2 protein-coding genes (1 of these 2 only partly in view) are annotated in these 18,268 nt (G+C 68.2%); both read left to right on the top strand.

From position 1 onward, the window contains the following. Positions 1–1,869: the 3' portion of a non-ribosomal peptide synthetase gene (locus tag QW887_RS25270; protein WP_316195237.1), read on the top strand. Its footprint begins 4,722 nt before the window's first position; the window shows 1,869 of its 6,591 coding nt (coding positions 4,723–6,591); the start codon falls outside the window, past its left edge; its stop codon occupies positions 1,867–1,869. Continuing rightward, positions 1,862–18,268, top strand: a complete 16,407-nt coding sequence (locus tag QW887_RS25265) for a non-ribosomal peptide synthase/polyketide synthase (RefSeq protein ID WP_316195235.1) — start codon at positions 1,862–1,864, stop codon at positions 18,266–18,268. The genes QW887_RS25270 and QW887_RS25265 overlap by 8 nt, the downstream gene beginning before the upstream one ends.

Here is an 18,268-nt window from a genome sequence, read left to right as displayed (position 1 = left end):
GCCTGGAACGCGACGGCGACCAACGATGCAAATGTGCTCTGCGTGCACCGGCAGTTCGAGGCCCATGTGGCGCGAGCTCCCGATGCGGTCGCACTGGTGCATGGGCAGGAGATGATCAGCTACGGCGCGCTGAATGCACGGGCGAACCGGCTGGCGCGGCGGCTCCGGGATCGTGGTGTCGGGCCGGACGTGGTGGTCGGGCTGGCGCTGGAGCGCGGCGTCACGATGATGGTGGCGCTGCTCGCGGTGCTCAAGGCGGGCGCGGCCTATCTGCCGCTCGATCCGGACTATCCGTCCGAGCGTCTCACGCACATGCTGAACGACAGCGGCGCCAAACTGCTGCTGACACAGGCCACGCTGCATGACCGGTTCGCGCCGGTGCTGGCCCGGAGCGATGCCGAGGCCTGGCTGCTCGACGTGGCGGCCGGCGATGGCCTCGGCCAGACCGATGATCTTTCCGTCGACGTGCACCCCGAGAACCTCGCCTACGTCATCTACACCTCCGGCTCGACCGGGCTCCCCAAGGGCGTGATGGTGCGCCACGCCGCGGTGACGAACTTCCTGGCGACGATGGCCGAACAGCCGGGCATCGCGGCCGACGACCGCGTGCTGGCGCTGACCTCGTTGTCCTTCGACATCGCCGTGCTGGAGCTGTGGCTGCCGCTGGCCCATGGCGCCCGGATCGTGCTCGCCGACCGCGCCGCGGCCCATGATCCGGCGGCGCTCAAGGCGCTGGTCGCACGGCACGGCGTGACCATGATCCAGGCGACGCCGTCGAGCTGGCGCATGCTGCTCGATCACGATGCGGCCAATACCAGCGAAACCGCTCCATGGCTTCCGAAAGGCTGCCGCCTGCTGTGCGGCGGGGAGGCGCTGGCCTCGGATCTGGCGCGGCGGCTCAGCGCGCTGAGCAGCGAGGTCTGGAACCTGTATGGGCCGACCGAGACCACGGTATGGTCGGCGCGTCGCCGCCTCGATGCGACGAATCCGGTGCCGTTGCTCGGCAGCCCGATCGGCAACACCCGGCTGTACGTGCTCGACGGCGAACTCAACCTGGCGCCGGTCGGCGTCACCGGCGAGCTCTTCATCGGCGGTGACGGACTCGCGCGCGGCTATTGGAAACGCGTTGCGCTGAGTGCCGAGCGCTTCATTCCGGATCCGTTCGGCAGCGACGGTGCGCGGCTGTACCGGACCGGCGACCTCGCGCGCTGGCGAGCCGACGGTGTGCTCGACTATGTCGGCCGCGCCGATCATCAGGTGAAGATCCGCGGACATCGGATCGAGCTCGGCGAGATCGAGGTGCGGCTGCGGGAGCTGCCGGGCGTGCGCGACAGCGTCGTCGTCGCGCAGGAGCTCGGCGGCGGCCGTCAGTTGGTCGGTTATGTCAGCGGCGAGGCATCGCTCGATGGCAGTGACCTCCGCGCCGCGCTCGCAACGGCGCTGCCGGACTACATGGTGCCGTCGCGCGTGATCGTGCTGCCGGAACTGCCGCTGAACCCGAACGGCAAGATCGACCGCAAGGCGCTGCCGCGGCCGGACGCGAAGCCGCCGGGGGCGCACCGAGTCGGCCCGCGCAATCCGACCGAGGCGGCGCTCGCGACGATCTGGGCCGAGCTGCTGCACAGGCCGGAGGTCGGCGTCACCGACAACTTCTTCGAGCTCGGCGGCGACTCGCTGGTGGCCGTCCAGCTCGTCGGCCGCATCAAGCGCGATCTTGCGCGGGAGCTGCCGCTGAAGCGGTTGTTCGAGCTGACCACGGTCGAGGCCATGGCGTCCGCGCTCGCCGCGGAACCGCCGACGAGCAGGCGCAGCGACGACATCGCCGCCATGTTCGATCTGCTTGAGGAAGTCGAGTTCGCCAATGAATGATCAGTCGGGACTTCAGACCCAGCAGCTCAGCGAGATCGCGCGCCGGTTGGCGCGTCTCGATGCGCCGAAGCAGCGCGCCTTCCTCACGCAGTTGGCGGCCAAGGGCATCGATCTGTCGATTTTGCCGATCGCGCGCCAGCATCTGCAGCGCGCGCCGTTGTCGTTCGCGCAGGCCCGCCTCTGGTTCCTGTGGCGGATGGATCCGGGCGGCTCCGCCTACAACATGCCGGTCGCGATCCGCCTGCGGGGTCGTCTCGACGCCGCTGCGCTCCACAAGGCGCTCGACGGACTCGTCATGCGCCATGCCGCGCTCCGCACCACGTTCCGGCAGGACGGCGGCGAGCCGGAGCAGATCGTAGGCAAGCCGGCGCCGGTCGCGCTTCGCCGTATCGAGATTGCGGGCGACGATCGCGAGCAGCAGGCGCGCCGGCTGCTGCGTGAGGAAGCGGCGCTGCCGTTCGATCTCGAATCCGGACCGCTGCTGCGCGCGGCGCTGCTCGGGCTCGGCGAGCACGAGCATATCCTCTCGGTCACGCTGCACCACATCGTCGCCGATGGCTGGTCGATGCAGGTTCTCACCGAGGAGTTCTGGCAGCTCTATCGCGCTGCCGTCCGCGGCGAGACCGCCTCACTGCCGGCGCTCGAGATCGACTACGCCGATTTCGCCGCCTGGCAGCGACTGCGGCTCGGTGCCGTCGAGGAGGAGCGGCAACTCCGGTACTGGACCGACCGGCTGCACGACACGGCCATGCTACAACTGCCGTTCGATCGCCCCCGATCGGCCCAGACCGACCAATCCGGCGATGCCATACGCCAGTCGCTCGGCGCCGAGCTTTCCGATCGTCTGCGCGGGCTCGCCCGACAGCATCACACGACGCTGTTCGTCGTGCTGCTCGCGGCGCTGAAGCTGGTGCTCTATCGTTACAGTGGGCAGGGCGACATCTGCGTCGGCGTTCCGCTCGCCAATCGCGACCGGTCGGAAACGCGGCGGCTGATCGGGCTGCTGGTCAACACCCAGGTGCTGCGCACGCGCATCGACAGCCGGAGCACGATCGCCGACGTCATTCACGCCCTGCGCGAGGCCTCGCTCGAGGCCCAGGATCACCGGGATCTTCCGTTCGAGCGGCTGCTGGACGTGCTGCAGCCGCAGCGCAGCCAGAGCCAGACGCCCCTGTTCCAGGTGCTCTACAACCATCAGCATCGGCGCGAGGCGGCACATGCGCCGGCTGCGTCCGAACTGCAGATCGAGACGATCGCGGCAGAGATCGAGACGGTGAAATTCGACCTCGCGCTCGATAGCGAGGAAGCGCCGTCGGGAGACGTCTCGGCGCTGTTCTCCTTTGCCACCGCGCTGTTCGACCGGTCGACCATCGCACGGCTCGCCGGGCATTGGCTGACGATCCTGCGGGCAACGGTTGCGGATCCCATGCAGCGGATCGCGGCGCTGGAGCTGTTGTCGGACCGGCAGTGCGACGACGTCAGGCAGTGGAATGCCTGCGCGCCCGCACTCGCGGGGTTCCAGCCGGTGCACCGGATGCTCGCGCGGCACGCAAAGGAGAGGCCGGGCGCGACAGCTCTGGTATTCGGGACCGAGACGATCACCTATCAGGCGCTCGATCGCCACGCCAACGCGATCGCGCAGCATCTGTTGGCGCTCGGCGTTCGTCCCGGCAATCTCGTCGGACTCTCGATGCAGCGCTCGCCCGATCTCGTCGCAAGTCTTATTGCCGTCCTGAAGGCCGGCGCGGCCTATCTGCCGCTCGATCCCGATCATCCGCCGGCGCGGCTCGCCGCCACCGTTCGGGATGCCGGCGCGCGCGTCGTGCTTGTCGATGCGGCGGGACGATCGCAATGGCCGCCGATGCCGGGCATCGCGGTCGTCGATCTCACCGCGATGCCGGCCGAGACGACGGCGACCGACCCGACGGTCGATGTCCATCCGCAGAGCCTTGCCTATGTGATTTATACGTCCGGCTCCACCGGCGTGCCGAAGGGCGTCGCGGTCGCGCACGGACCGTTCGCGATGCATTGCGACGCCACCGCAGGTCTCTACGAGATGGACCGGCAGTCGCGCGAGCTGCACTTCCTCTCCTTCACCTTCGACGGCGCGCATGAGCGGTTGTGGACCGCGCTGAGCTGCGGCGCGACCTTGGTGATGCGTGACGCCGATCTCTGGTCGGCGGAGAAGACGCTCGACGTGATGGGCGCGGAGCGCGTGACCAATGCCGGCTTTCCGCCGGCCTATCTGCAGCAACTCGCCGACTTCGCGGCGTGGCGCGGCGATCCGCCGCCCGTGTCGCTGTATTCGTTCGGCGGCGAGGCCATGCCCAAATCGGGCTTCGACAAGGTCAGGCAGGCGCTGCGGCCGCGCAAGCTGATCAACGGCTATGGTCCGACGGAGACAGTGGTCACGCCGCTGGTCTGGAAGGTCGACGTCGATGCCGAGATCGACTGCGCCTATGCGCCGATCGGCCGTCCGGTCGGCCGGCGCTCGGCCTATGTTCTCGACGGCGATCTCAACATCGTTCCGGTCGGCGTCACCGGCGAGCTTCACATCGGCGGCGAGGGGCTCGCGGCCGGCTATTGGAATCGGCCGGCGTTGACGGCGGAGCGCTTCATCCCCGATCCGTTCGGCGCACCGGGCACGCGGCTGTATCGCACCGGCGATCTGGCGCGCTGGCGCGCCGATGGCGTCATCGACTATGTCGGCCGGTCCGACCACCAGCTCAAGATCCGCGGCTTCCGCATCGAGCCGGGCGAGGTCGAGGCGCGGCTGACGCGGCAGGCGGGTGTTCAGTCGGCGGTGGTGGTGGCACGCGAGATCGGCGGACGCCAGCAGCTCATCGGCTACGCCTGCGGCGAGGATGGCCTCGACGAGACCGGGCTGCGCGCGGCGTTGTCCGAGGAACTGCCGGACTACATGGTTCCGGCGCGCATCGTACTGATGTCGCGGATGCCGCTCACGGCGCATGGCAAGGTCGATCGCGACGCCTTGCCGGCGCCCGAGCAGTTGTCTGCTGAGGCCGACTACGTCGCACCGCAATCCCCGGCTGAGCTGGAGCTGGCGGCGATCTGGGCTGAATTGCTCGGCCATTCGCGGGTCGGGCTGACCGATAACTTCTTTGAGCTCGGCGGCGATTCCATCATTTCATTGCAGGTGGTCGGACGTGCGCGCCAGCGCGGGCTTGCCATCGAGCCGCGCGACCTGTTCCGGCATCAGACGCTGCAAGGGCTGGCGCAGGTCGCGCGCCGCGATCGGGCGGCGGTCGTCTTCGCCGAGCCGCTCGCGCGCGATGGTGATCCGGTGCCGCTGTTGCCGATCCAGCGCCGCTTCTTTGCCGAGGACGCCGGCGAACGGCATCACTGGAATCAGGCGTTGATGCTGGTGCCGTCGGCACGGCTCGACTGGCGGGTGTTGGCGCCGGCGGTCGAGGCCGTGGTGGCGCATCACGAGTCCCTGCGACTGCAATTCCTCCAGAGCGACGGCGCTTGGCAGGCGAGATATGGCGCGATGCCGGCGAGCGCCGATCTGCTCTGGACCCGCGCTGTTCAGGATGCGGCGGAGATCACCTCGGTTGCCGCCGCCGCGCAGGCAAGCCTGTCCCTGCAGGGGCCGTTGCTGCGCTTCGTCGGCATGGACGTCGCGGACGGCAGCCAGAGGCTTCTCATCGTCGTGCATCACCTCGTCGTCGACGGCGTATCCTGGCGTGTGCTGCTCGAAGACATCATGTCGGCGCATCGACAGGCGGCGCAGGGCGCGGTTGCGATTGCGTTGCCCCCCAAGAGCCAGTCCATGGCGTCGTGGAGCAGGAGGCTTGAAGACTACGCGGCGAGCGAGGAGCTGGCCGATCAGCTCGACTATTGGAGACAGCGCAGTGCCGCCGGCGGCCTGCCATGCGACGACGATCACGGTGAGACCGATCGTGTCGCCGATGGCGAAGACGTCGTCGTGTCGTTCGATGCCGACATGACCGGGCAACTGCTCAAGCAGGCGCCCGCTGCCTACAGGACCCAGGTCAATGATCTGCTGTTGGCGGCGCTGGCCCGCGCCGTCAACCGCTGGTGCGGACTCGATGAATGCCTGGTCGAGCTCGAAGGCCATGGCCGTGAGGATCTGTTCGAAGGCATCGACCTGTCGCGCACGGTCGGCTGGTTCACGACTGCATTTCCGCTTCGCCTCTCCGGTGGCGCGGGCGACGATGCCACGCTCATCAAGTCGATCAAGGAGGAATTACGGACCATCCCGGCGCGTGGGCTCGGCTATGGCGTGCTGCGCTACTGCGGCAGCCCTGAGCAGCGCGCCGCCCTGGCGGGCGGAGCCGAGCCGCGGATCGTCTTCAACTATCTCGGCCAGTTCGGCGCCGGCCCTGACCCTGCCTTCGCGCTCGCGCCGGAAGGCGCGGGGCCGTCACGCAGCGCCAGCGCGCCGCTCGGGCGCTGGCTCAGCATCAACGGCCAGGTGCTCGACGGCCAGCTGAGGCTGACATTCAGCTTCGGCCGCCGACGCTATCGCCGCGCGAGGATCGAGCGGCTGGCCGCGTGCTATTCCGCGGCGCTGCGCGAACTCCTCGCGCATTGCACGAGCGGCGTACATGGCCTCACGCCGTCGGACGTTCCGCTGTCGGGCCTCAGCCAGCCGGAGCTCGACCTGCTCGGAGCCTCGCGCGATTGGCGCGATATCGAGGACATCTATCCGCTGTCGCCGATGCAGCAGGGCATGCTGTTCCACGCGCTGCGCGATGGTGACAGCGGCAACTATGTCAGTCAGATCGCCGTCGACGTCAGCGGCGCCGATGCGGCGCGTTTACGCGCGGCGTGGCAGGCGGTGACGGCGAGACACGCGGTGCTGCGGACCGCGTTCGTGTGGAAAGAATTGTCGGGCGCACCGCAGCAGGTCGTCCATCGGCAGGCTCCTGTTCCCTTCGTCGAGGAGGATTGGCGCGACCGTGTGGACTCGATGGATCAGGCCGCGCGTGACGCGGCGCTGGCCGAGGTGGCGGCAGCCGAATGGCGCGCCGGTTTCGACCTGTCACGGCTGCCGCTGCAGCGGGTCCGTCTCATCGATCTCGACGGCGGCGTTTTCCGCCTGATCTGGACCCATCATCACATCCTGCTCGACGGCTGGAGCGCAGCAAGGCTCATCGGCGAGATCATGCAGCATGTCGGCGGCGCGTCGCTGGGCGCACCGCGCGGCCGCTATCGTGATTACATTGCCTGGCTGCAGCGACAGGATCGCGAGGCGTCGGGCATGTTCTGGTCGCGCTCGCTCTCGACGCTCGGCGAGCCGAGCCTGCTGGCCGATGCGCTGGGCGGGCCGGCCGCACCTGCCGACGGCCATGCCTCGATCGATCTCGTGATCGATGCGGTGGAGACCGAGCGGCTGCAGGTCGCGGCACGGCGCGAGCGGGTGACGTTGAACACGCTTCTGCAGGGGGCGTGGGGCCAGTTGCTGCGGCGCTTGACCGGCCAGGATGTCGTCTGCTTCGGCGCCACGATCTCCGGCCGGCCGCCCGAGATCGCGGGCGTGGAAGAGGCGGTCGGCCTGTTCATCAACACCGTGCCCGTGCTCGAGGACGCGAGACCTCAAACGCCGGTTGGCGAGTGGCTGCGCAGCTTGCAGGATCGCAACGTCGACCTGCGTGAGCACGGCTGGATGCCGCTCCACGAGATCCAGCGCCTTGCCGGGCGCGGCGGCAGGCCGCTGTTCGACACCATCTTCGTGTTCGAGAACTATCCGGTCGACGCGGCGCTGCGCGATCAGGCCGGCGGGGGGCCGCGCGCCAGCCGCGCCGAGCAGATCTCGATCACCAACTATGCGCTGACGGTCGCGGTGTTCGTGACCGACGCCGGCATCCGGCTCGGCTTCCGTTACGATCGCAGCCGGTTCGACCAGGTGCAGATCGAGCGGATACAGGCGGCGTTCGCCTGTCTGCTCGGGCGCATCGCCGACGACAGCAGCCGCCCGGTCGCGGAGCTGCATGGCTTGGATGCCGCCGCTTTGCAACGGGTGCTCGGCTGGAGCTCGGGACCCACCGCGCCGACGGTGAAGGACGGCTTCGTCGACGTCGTGACGCAGATCGAACAGCAGGTCGCACGGTCGCCTGCGGCCATGGCCGTGATCTCCGATCAGGAGAGGATCAGCTACGCCGAACTGAATGCGCGGGCGAACCGACTGGCGCGACAGATCACGCAGGCCGGCGTCGCTCTGGATGCCCCGGTCGGCTTGGCATTCGAGCGCAGCGCCGACCTGGTCGTGGCTGTGTTGGCCGCTCTGAAGGCCGGGGCCGGCTACCTGCCGCTCGATCCGGATTATCCCAGCCAGCGGCTCGCGGCGATGCTGGGCGACAGCGGCGCGCGGCTGGTGCTGACGCAGCCGCAGTTGCGTGATCGGCTGATGGAGATCACGGCAGGGGCGGGCGCCGAGTTGATCGCCGTCGGCGACAGACGCGCCTCGCAGGACACGGGCACCGGCAGCTTGGATCTCCAGAGTCCGACCCACGCCGAGAGCCTCGCCTATGTGATCTACACGTCCGGCTCGACCGGCGTGCCTAAGGGCGTGGCCTGCACGCGTGGCGCGCTGGCAGCGCGGCTCGCCTGGATGCAGCGGGAGTACGGGCTCGATCCCGGCGAAACGCTGTTGCAGAAGACGCCGTTCAGCTTCGACGTCGCGGTGTGGGAAATCCTGTGGCCGTTGACGGTCGGTGCGCGGCTTGCGATCGCGGCGCCGGGGGCCCATCGCGAGCCGAAGCGGCTGGTCGATGCGGTCACTGCGCATGGCGTGACCACGCTGCATTTCGTGCCGCAGATGCTCGCGCAATTCGTGGCTGAGCCGGAGGCTCAGCGATGCGTGACGTTGAAGCGCCTGTTCTCCGGTGGCGAGGCCCTGCCGGTCCCGCTGAAGGACCAAGTCTACGCGGTATTCCCAGCAATCCGGTTCGACAACCGCTATGGGCCGACCGAAGCGCTGATCAATGCCAGCTTCTGGAACTGCCGCACGGCGAGTGGGGCGCGCGTGCCGATCGGCTTTCCGATTCCAGGCACGATCCTGCGCATTCTCGACACCGACCTCAATCCGGTCGCCGAGGGTACGACGGGCGAACTCCATATCGGCGGGGACGGGCTGGCGCGCGGCTATCTCGGGCGCGCCGGGCTGACGGCCGAGCGCTTCATCCCCGATCCGTTCGGACCTCCCGGTGCCCGGCTGTACCGGAGCGGCGACCTGGCGCGCTGGCGCAGCGACGGCGCCATCGACTATGTCGGCCGGGCCGATCACCAGGTGAAGGTTCGCGGCTTCCGCATCGAGCTCGGCGAGATCGAGGCGCGGCTGCTGCAGCAGCCATCGGTCACTGCGGCCGTCGTCATCGCGAGGGAGTTCGGGGCTGGCCGGCAACTGGTCGGCTATGTCTGCGGTGACGGCACGCTCGATGGCGAGGTGCTGCGCGACGCGTTGTCCGCGACGTTGCCGGACTACATGGTGCCGGCGCGGATCGTGGTCCTCGACCGCCTGCCGCTGATGGTGAATGGCAAGGTCGATCGCAACGCGCTGCCCGCGCCGGAGGCGCCCGCTGCAACGATGCGGATTGCGCCGCGGACGACGGCCGAGGCTGCGTTGGCAACCATCTGGGCCGAGCTGCTGCATCAGCCCGATGTCGGCATGACCGACAATTTCTTCGAGCTCGGCGGCGATTCGATCATCTCGCTGCAGATGGTCAGTCGTGCGCGGCGGGCCGGCCTTCTGATCGAGCCACGAGATGTGTTCAAGCATCAGACGCTGGAAGCCCTGGCGCGCGACGCGCGGCAGGTCGTCCGGCTGGAGACGACGGCGGAGCAGGGTCTCCTCTCCGGGCCACTCCCGTTGCTGCCGATTCAGCTCCGTTTCTTCGAGCAGGAGCTGGAGGCGCCCGATCACTGGAACCAGGCCTTGCTGCTGCGGCCGCAGCAGCGGCTCGACTGGGACGTGCTGCGGCGCGCGGCAGTGGCCGTCGTCACTCATCACGATGCGCTGAGACTGCGCTTCGAACGCATCGACGGCATCTGGCGCGCCGAGCACGGGCCGGCGCCGGCGGTCTCCGACCTGTTTCGGTCGTGCGAGCTGGCCGATGGCGAGGCGGTCACCGCGCTCGCCGCTGAGGTCCAGGCGAGCCTTTCGCTCGCGGAGGGACGTCTGGTGCGGCTGGTCGGCATCGATCTGCCGGAGGGCGGGCAGCGCCTCCTGATCGTGATTCATCACCTCGTGACCGACGGCGTGTCGTGGCGTGTGCTGCTGGAGGATCTCGCGGCTGCCTATGAGCAGCTCATGCGTAGACAAGAGGCGACGCTGCCGCCCAAGACGCACGCCTATGCCCAATGGGGCGCAGCGCTGCGCGCGCACGCGGCCTCGGATGTGCCGGCTGCAGAGTGGGATCATTGGTCCGGTCTCCGGCAGACGGAGGACGTGCCGTGCGATTTCGATCATGCGGATCGGGATACGATTGCGGACGCCGACGACGTACCGCTCGCGATCGACGCCGAGCTGACCGCGCGTCTGCTGGGCACGGCGCACGGGGCGTACAGAACCCAGGTCAATGATCTGCTGCTGTCGGCGCTCGCGCGTGCGCTGTGGCTGTGGTCGGGCCGGGAGATCATGGCAATCGAACTCGAGGGTCACGGCCGCGAGGATCTCGGTGGCGGGCTCGACCTGTCGCGAACCATCGGCTGGTTCACGACCGCGTTTCCGGTACGACTGGCGGCTGGATCGCAGCCGCCTGCGGTGCTGATCAAGACGACCAAGGAGATGCTGCGGTCCGTCCCCAGCCGGGGACTTGGCTACGGTGTCCTGCGCTACCTGGGGTCTGATGCCCAGCGCGCGGCGCTGACGACGGGCGTGCAGCCGCGCATCGGGTTCAATTATCTCGGACAGGTCGATGGCAGCGCGGACGAGACGGCGCTGTTCTCGATCGCGCCCGAGAGCGCCGGCCCGTCGCGCGCCGCATCGAGCCCGTTGCGCCACCATATCGCGATCAATGCGAGGGTGCTCGACGGTCGTCTGGAGCTGTCGTTCGGCTTCAGCGGGAAGCGTCAACGCCGCGAAACGATTGCGCGCCTGGCGGACTGTTTTGAGGCGGCGCTGCGTGAGCTGGTCGATCACTGCACGAGCGGCGTCCATGGCGTGACGCCGTCCGATGTGCCGTTGTCGAAGCTGAGCCAGGCCGAGCTCGATGCGCTGGCGCTGGATTGGCGCGAGGTCGAGGACATCTATCCGCTGTCGCCGATGCAGCAGGGCATGCTGTTCCACGCGTTGCACGACGACGGCACCGGGGTCTACGTCAACCAGGTTGCCGCCGAGACCCGCGGTCTCGACGCCGGCAAGCTGCAAGCCGCGTGGCAGGCGGTCAGCAATCGCCATACCGTGCTTCGCACCGGTTTCCTGTGGCGTGAATTGCCGGGACCACCGCAGCAGGTCGTCCATCGCAGTGCCGACGTTCCCTTCGTCGCGGAAGATTGGCGGGAACGTGCGGCGCAGCTCGCTCCGGCCGCTTTGGATGCTGCGCTCATGGCGGCGGCAGACCGCGAGCGCGCCGACGGCTTCGATCTCTCGCGGCCGCCGCTGCAGCGCGTAAGGCTGATCCGGATCGCCGACGACCGGCATTGGCTGATCTGGACTCATCATCACATTCTGATGGACGGCTGGAGCTCGGCCCGATTCATCGCCGAGGTGATGCAGCACGAGGGGCAGGGGGCGCTGCAAGGACAGCCGCCGCGCTACCGCGACTACATCGCATGGCTGCAGGCGCAGGACCACGGTGCTGCGGCCGAGTTCTGGCGAGCGGCGTTGGCCCGCCTCGACGAGCCGAGCCTGCTGTCGCGGCCTGCGGTCGACGCTCGCGTCGGCCATGGCTCGCTCACCATGGCGGTGGACGCCGATCTCAGCGAGCGGCTGCAACGCTTCGCGACCCGCGAACGGGTAACGCTGAATACGGTGGTGCAGGCGGCATGGGCGCAATTGCTCCGTCGGTTCACCGGGCAGGATACGGTCTGCTTCGGCGTGACGGTGTCGGACCGGCCCGCTGGGCTCGCTGGCGCCGAGGAGATGGTCGGCCTGTTCATCAACACCTTGCCCGTGGTCGATGCCGAGGATCCGCAGCGGCGGGTTGGTGCGTGGCTGCGCGACCTGCAGGATCGCAATCTCGCCCTGCGGGATCATGGCTGGATGCCGCTGGCCGACATTCAGCGGATCGCGGGTCAGGCAGGGCGTCCGCTGTTCGACAGCATCCTGGTGTTCGAGAACTATCCGGTGGACGAAGCCTTGAAGACCCGAGACGGCCGCGTGAGCGTCAGCCGGACGAGGATCCTCGAAACGAGCAACTACCCGCTGTTCGTGAGCGTCGGTCTCGAAGCAGAGCTGCGGCTGGTGTTCAATTTCCAGCAGCAACATTTCGACGAAGCCCAGATTCGGCGGCTGCAGAGGGCGTTCGTGCAACTGCTCGCGGCCATCACTGGCGATGCCGAGCAGGCGGTCGGCTGCCTTGCGGCTGATGATCCCGCGGACATCGCGCTGCTGGCGCGGGTCAACGCAACGGCCGGGGCCGTGATAGCGCCGGGTGTCGTCGCTCAGTTCGAGGCCCAAGCAGGGCGCGCGCCCGATGCGATTGCGCTCGTGCACAATGAGGAGACGATCAGTTACGGAGCGCTGAATGCGCGCGCGAACCGGCTGGGCCATAGGCTCAGGGAGCACGGCGTCGGTCCCGATGTGGTGGTGGGACTGGCGCTGGAGCGCAGTGTCACGATGATGGTGGCGCTGCTCGCGGTGCTCAAGGCGGGCGGAGCCTATCTGCCGCTCGATCCGGACTATCCGGCCGAGCGTCTCGCGCACATGCTGTCCGACAGCGGCGCGAAGCTGCTGCTGACGCAGGCGACGCTCCACGACCAGCTCGCGCCTGTGCTGGCGGACGGCCACGCCCAGGCCTGGCTGCTGGACGAGGAGTTTGGAGAAGATTCGGTCGGCGTCGGCAATCTCGACGTCGCCATCCATCCAGACAACCTGGCTTACGTCATCTACACCTCCGGTTCCACCGGCCTTCCCAAGGGCGTGATGGTGCGCCATGGCGCCGTGACGAATTTCCTGGCGACGATGGCTGAGCAACCGGGCATCGCGCGCGATGACCGCGTGCTCGCTTTGACCTCGCTGTCATTCGACATCGCGGTGCTTGAGCTCTGGCTACCGCTCATTCATGGCGCGCGGATCGTGCTGGCGGATCGCGCCTCGGCCCATGATCCGGCGAGATTGAAGGCGATCGTCGCCCGTCATGGCGTGACCATGATCCAGGCCACGCCGTCGAGCTGGCGCATGCTGCTCGATCATGACGATGGTGCGCGCGGCTGGCTGCCTCAAGGCTGCCGCTTGCTGAGCGGCGGCGAGGCGCTGGCGCCCGACCTGGCGCTTCGGCTGCTCGCGCTCGGAGGCGAGGCCTGGAACCTGTTCGGGCCGACCGAAACCACGGTGTGGTCGGCGCGCCATCGGCTCGACGCACGCGATCCCGCACCCGTCCTGGGCGGCCCGATCGGCAGCACCACGCTGCATGTGCTCGACGGCAATCTCAAACCCGCCCCCGTCGGCGTGACAGGCGAGCTCTTCATCGGCGGCGAGGGCCTGGCCCGCGGCTATTGGCGGCGAGCGGCGCTCAGCGCCGAGCGCTTCATTCCCGATCCATTCGGCGATCCCGGTGCGCGGCTGTACCGCACCGGCGATCTGGCGCGGTGGCGCGCCGACGGTTTGCTCGACTATGTCGGCCGTGCCGACCATCAGGTGAAGATCCGCGGCCACCGCATCGAGCTCGGCGAGATCGAGGCGCGGCTGCGCACGCAGACCGGCGTGCGCGACAGCGTCGTGGTGGCGCAAGAGCTCGGCGGCGGCCGGCAGCTCGTCGGCTATGTCAGCGGCGACGATGCGCTCGACGGAGCCGAGCTGCGCGCGACTCTCGCGTCAACGCTGCCGGACTACATGGTGCCGTCGCGCGTGATGGTGCTGCCGCGGCTGCCGCTGACACCGAACGGCAAGATCGATCGCAAGGCGTTGCCGTTGCCCGATACGCGGCTTGGGCAGGGACAGCGCGTCGCGCCACGCAATCCGACCGAGGCCGCACTTGCTGCGATCTGGGCCGAGCTGCTGCACCAGCCGGACGTCGGCGTCACCGACAATTTCTTCGAGCTCGGCGGCGACTCGATCATCTCGCTGCAGATGGTCAGTCGCGCACGCCGGGCTGGTCTCGAGCTGGAGCCGAGAGACGTGTTCCGGCTGCAGACGATCGAGCTGCTCGCGCCGGCCTGCGTGGCGGCGCGGAACGACCAGCCCGCAATCACTCGCGCGCGCGGCGCATTGTCCGGGCTGACGAGCGAGGAGCTCGCGCGGCTCGGTGTCGACTGGGACCGCATCGAGGACGTCTACCCGCTCTCGCCGATGCAGCAGGGCATGCTGTTCCATAGCCTGCGCGATGCCGGAAGTGGCGTCTATGTCAACCAAGTCAGCGTCGAGATCCGCGGGCTGGACGTCGAGCGGCTGCGCACCGCGTGGCAGGAGGTCTCTGCCTGTCATCCGATGCTGCGTACCGGATTTCTCTGGCGCGAGCTGTCCGGCGCACCGCTGCAGGCCGTCCATCGCGCGGCCAGTGTGCCGTTCGCAACGGAAGACTGGTGTGGGCAAGCTGTCGATGAGGCGCGGCTGTCGTCAGCGCTGGCCGCGGAGCGTGATGCCGAGTTCGATCTCGCGGTGCCGCCACTGCAGCGTGTCCGCTTGTTGCAGCTCGACCACGATCGTCATCGCCTGATCTGGACCTACCATCATATCCTGATGGATGGCTGGAGCTCGGCCCGCTTCATCGGCGAAATCCTAGGGTGCTATGCCGGGCGGGCGCTCCCGGCTCTTTCGGCGCACTATCGCGATTATGTTGCCTGGCTGCTGGCCCAGGACGCGCAGGCCGCCGAGCGCTTCTGGCGAGGACAACTCACGGCCTTCGACCAGCCGACGCAACTGGCCGATGCCTTCGGCGCGCGGCGCTACGACGCGCACGGACACCGGCGCTGCTACACCCGGCTCGACAAGGATGCGACCGCGGCATTGAAGGCGTTCGCCCGGCACGAGCGCATCACCCTGAACACGCTCATCCAGGGCGTCTGGGCGCTGCTGCTGCAACGCTACACCGGCCAGCAGACCGTTACATTTGGAGTCACCGTCGCCGGCCGTCCGGCTGGTCTCGACGGGGCCGAGCAGATGATCGGCCTGTTCATCAATACGCTGCCCGTGATCGAGACGCCTTCGCCGGCCGCAACGGTCGGTGACTGGCTGCGCGCCATGCAGGACCGCAACGCGGCGATGCGCAACTTCGAGCAGACGCCGCTCTACGACATCCAGAGCTGGGCCGGGCGTGCCGGCGAGACCATGTTCGACAGCATCATCGTGTTCGAGAACTATCCCGTCGACCGAGGCCTGCTGCAGGGGGACGGCTCGCTTCAATTCGGCGAGCTGCGCAACGTCGACGTCACGAACTATCCGATGGACCTGTCCGTCATGGTTGAGGATACGCTGCAGGTCGAATTCACCTATATGCCGAGCCACTTCACGCCGGAACAGGCGGAGCAGGTGAGGGCGCAATTCGAACATCTGCTCGCGGCCATGCTACGAGGTCCGGAAGCCAGGCTTGGCGCGATCGATGCGTCCACCGCTCAGGATGTGCAGCGCGCTGATGCCTGCAATGGCCGAGCGGCGTTTGCCGCGATGCGTCCACTCGTCCACGAGATGATCCGCGATCATGCAAAGCGCGATCCGGAACGTGTCGCCCTGACGATCGGCGGCCGGAACCTGTCCTACGGTGAGCTCGATCGTCGCGCCAACCGGATCGCGCACCACCTCGTCGAGGCCGGGCTCGGGCCCGACCAGCGCGTCGGCGTCGTCGTCGAGCGCAATGAAGCGACGATGGCCGCGCTGCTTGCCGTGCTGAAGGCGGGCGGAGCCTATGTCCCGCTCGATCCCGAGCTGCCGCCGGACCGCGTTGCTCATGTGATGCGCGATTCCGGGATGAGGATGCTGCTGTCCGGCGCGCGTGACATCTCTGTTATCGAAGGCGTTCAGGCGATCGATCTGGCCTCGTTCGATTTCGCCAGCGGTCCGAACCATGCGCCGGATCCACGCCTGCATCCGGAGAGTCTCGCTTATGTGATCTACACGTCCGGTTCGACCGGGCGGCCGAAAGGCGTCGCCGTCGCGCATGGACCGCTGGCGATGCATTGCCGAGCGACCGCTGCGCTCTACGAGCTCGACGAGCACGCAAGCGAGCTGCATTTCCTGTCGCTGGCCTTCGACGGCGCGCATGAACGGTGGCTCACGGTGCTGTCGCAGGGCGCTCGGCTGGTCATGCGCGATGCGGAGCTGTGGACGCCCGAACAGACCGTCGCCGAGCTTCATGCGCAGCGGATCACGCATATCGGCCTGCCGCCGGCCTATCTGCAGCAGGTCGCAGAGTGGGTGGAGCAGGCTGGCAATCCGCCGCCCGTTAGGCTGTATTCGTTCGGCGGCGAGGCGATGCCCAAGGCCGGCTTCGACAAGGTCAGGCGGACGCTGAAGCCGCAAATCCTGATCAACGGCTATGGACCGACCGAGACCGTCGTGACACCGCTCGTGTGGAAGGTCGACGGCAACACGGCGTGCGACAAGGCCTATGCGCCGATCGGGATTCCCGTCGGCCGCCGCACCGCCTACATCCTCGATGGCTCGCTGAATCTCGTTCCGGCAGGCGCAGCCGGCGAGCTCTACATCGGCGGGTTCGGGCTTGCGCGCGGGTACCACGCCAAGCCAGGCATGACGGCGGAACGCTTCGTGCCGGATCCATTTTCGGCGGACGAGGGCGCACGCCTCTACCGCACCGGCGACCTTGCGCGATGGGATGCGAGCGGCACGATCGAATATCTCGGACGCAGCGACGATCAGGTCAAGGTCAGCGGCTTCCGGATCGAGCTTGGCGAAATCCAATCGGCTCTGCTGAGCGACCCAGCGATCGCGCAGGCTGCCGTGCTCGCCGTGGTGGGTGCGGGAGGAAATCAGCTCGTGGCCTATGTGGCGCCACGGGCGCCAGGCGACGCCGCCGCAGCTGCGGCCGAGCGGCTGTCTGCAACGCTGACTGCCGCGCTGCGCCGGACTTTGCCGGCCTACATGATTCCATCCCGCATCATCGTGCTCGAGCGTCTGCCGACGCTGTCGAGCGGCAAGGTCGATCGCAAGGCGTTGCCCGCACCTGATATCGCAGCCGGGCGCGCGTTCATCGCCCCGGAAAGTCCCGCCGAGGTCGCGATGGCGAAGCTGTGGGCGGAGATCCTCGGTGTTGCGCAAGTCGGCGTCACCGACAACTTCTTCGAGCTCGGCGGCAACTCGATCCTGAGCCTCAATGTGATCGCGCGCCTTCGCCGTGCCCCGATCCTCGATGGCGAGATCAAGCTGCGGGATCTTCTCCAGAAGCCGACCATTCGCGCCTTGCTCGGCACGCCCGCAGCATCATCCATGCGGCCGTCGGCGCTGCTGCCCCTGAGTTCGCCGATCGATGGCACGCCGCCGGTGTTCTGTCTTCACGGCGGCTTCGGCACGGTGTTCGACTACGCGCCGCTGGCGCGGCGTCTGGAGGGACGGAGGCAACTGATCGGACTGCAGTGCCGGACGCTGATCGAACCGTCCTTCACCGACGAGTCGCTGACGGCAATGGCCGTGGACTATGTTGATGAGATCGCGCGGAAGCAAAGCAAGGGACCCTATCATCTGATTGGCTGGTCGCTTGGCGGACTGGTCGCGTGCCTGGTTGCTGCCGAACTTGAGCGGCGCGGTGAGCGGGTCGAGCGCCTGGCGCTGATCGACAGCTTCGTTCCGCATGGTGACGAGCAGCCGTCGCCCGGGCGGCATTGGACCGACGACTTGCTGGCGCTGCTGTCGGTCGCGGCGCCGGGCGTGCAGCCTTCAGCCATTGCGTCGCAGGTGACGGCGATTCGTTCGGGCGATGCGCCGGTGACGGACGAGGTGATCCGGCGCCTGGTCGTCGATGCAATCGGCACGGCGCCGCTGCAGCCGCGCGACGGTCTTCTCGGCGTCGACGACATCGTCTCGGCCTTCAGGGTCGGGCGCCACCTCGCGCAACTGGCTCGGGCGGCCGAATGGCCGGCCGATCTCGTTGCAGCGCCCGGCTGCTGGTGGACCTCCGGCCGGCTTCGACAGCGCGATCGGCTCGCGGCGGGACTGCCGCAGGCGGCAGATTTGGGCGTGGTCGGCGACGACCACTTCTCGATCCTTGGCAACGAATCCTTCCTGGCGGCGCTCGGCGTGTGGCTGGAGCCGGACCAGGCGGCGCAGACATCACCGGCTCTGCAGCCGGAACCGGCTGAATGA

Origin of the sequence: Bradyrhizobium sp. SZCCHNRI3052 (assembly GCF_032484895.1) — a bacterium.
In the GTDB taxonomy this organism is placed as follows: domain Bacteria; phylum Pseudomonadota; class Alphaproteobacteria; order Rhizobiales; family Xanthobacteraceae; genus Bradyrhizobium.
Note: the sequence above shows the minus strand (reverse complement) of the source record. Positions and strands in the feature narration are given on the sequence as shown.

What these genes read in the sequence shown, in the direction of transcription:
- QW887_RS25265 (WP_316195235.1), top strand. Translation starts at nt 1,862, where the DNA reads ATGAATGATCAGTCGGGACTTCAGACCCAGCAGCTCAGCGAGATCGCG.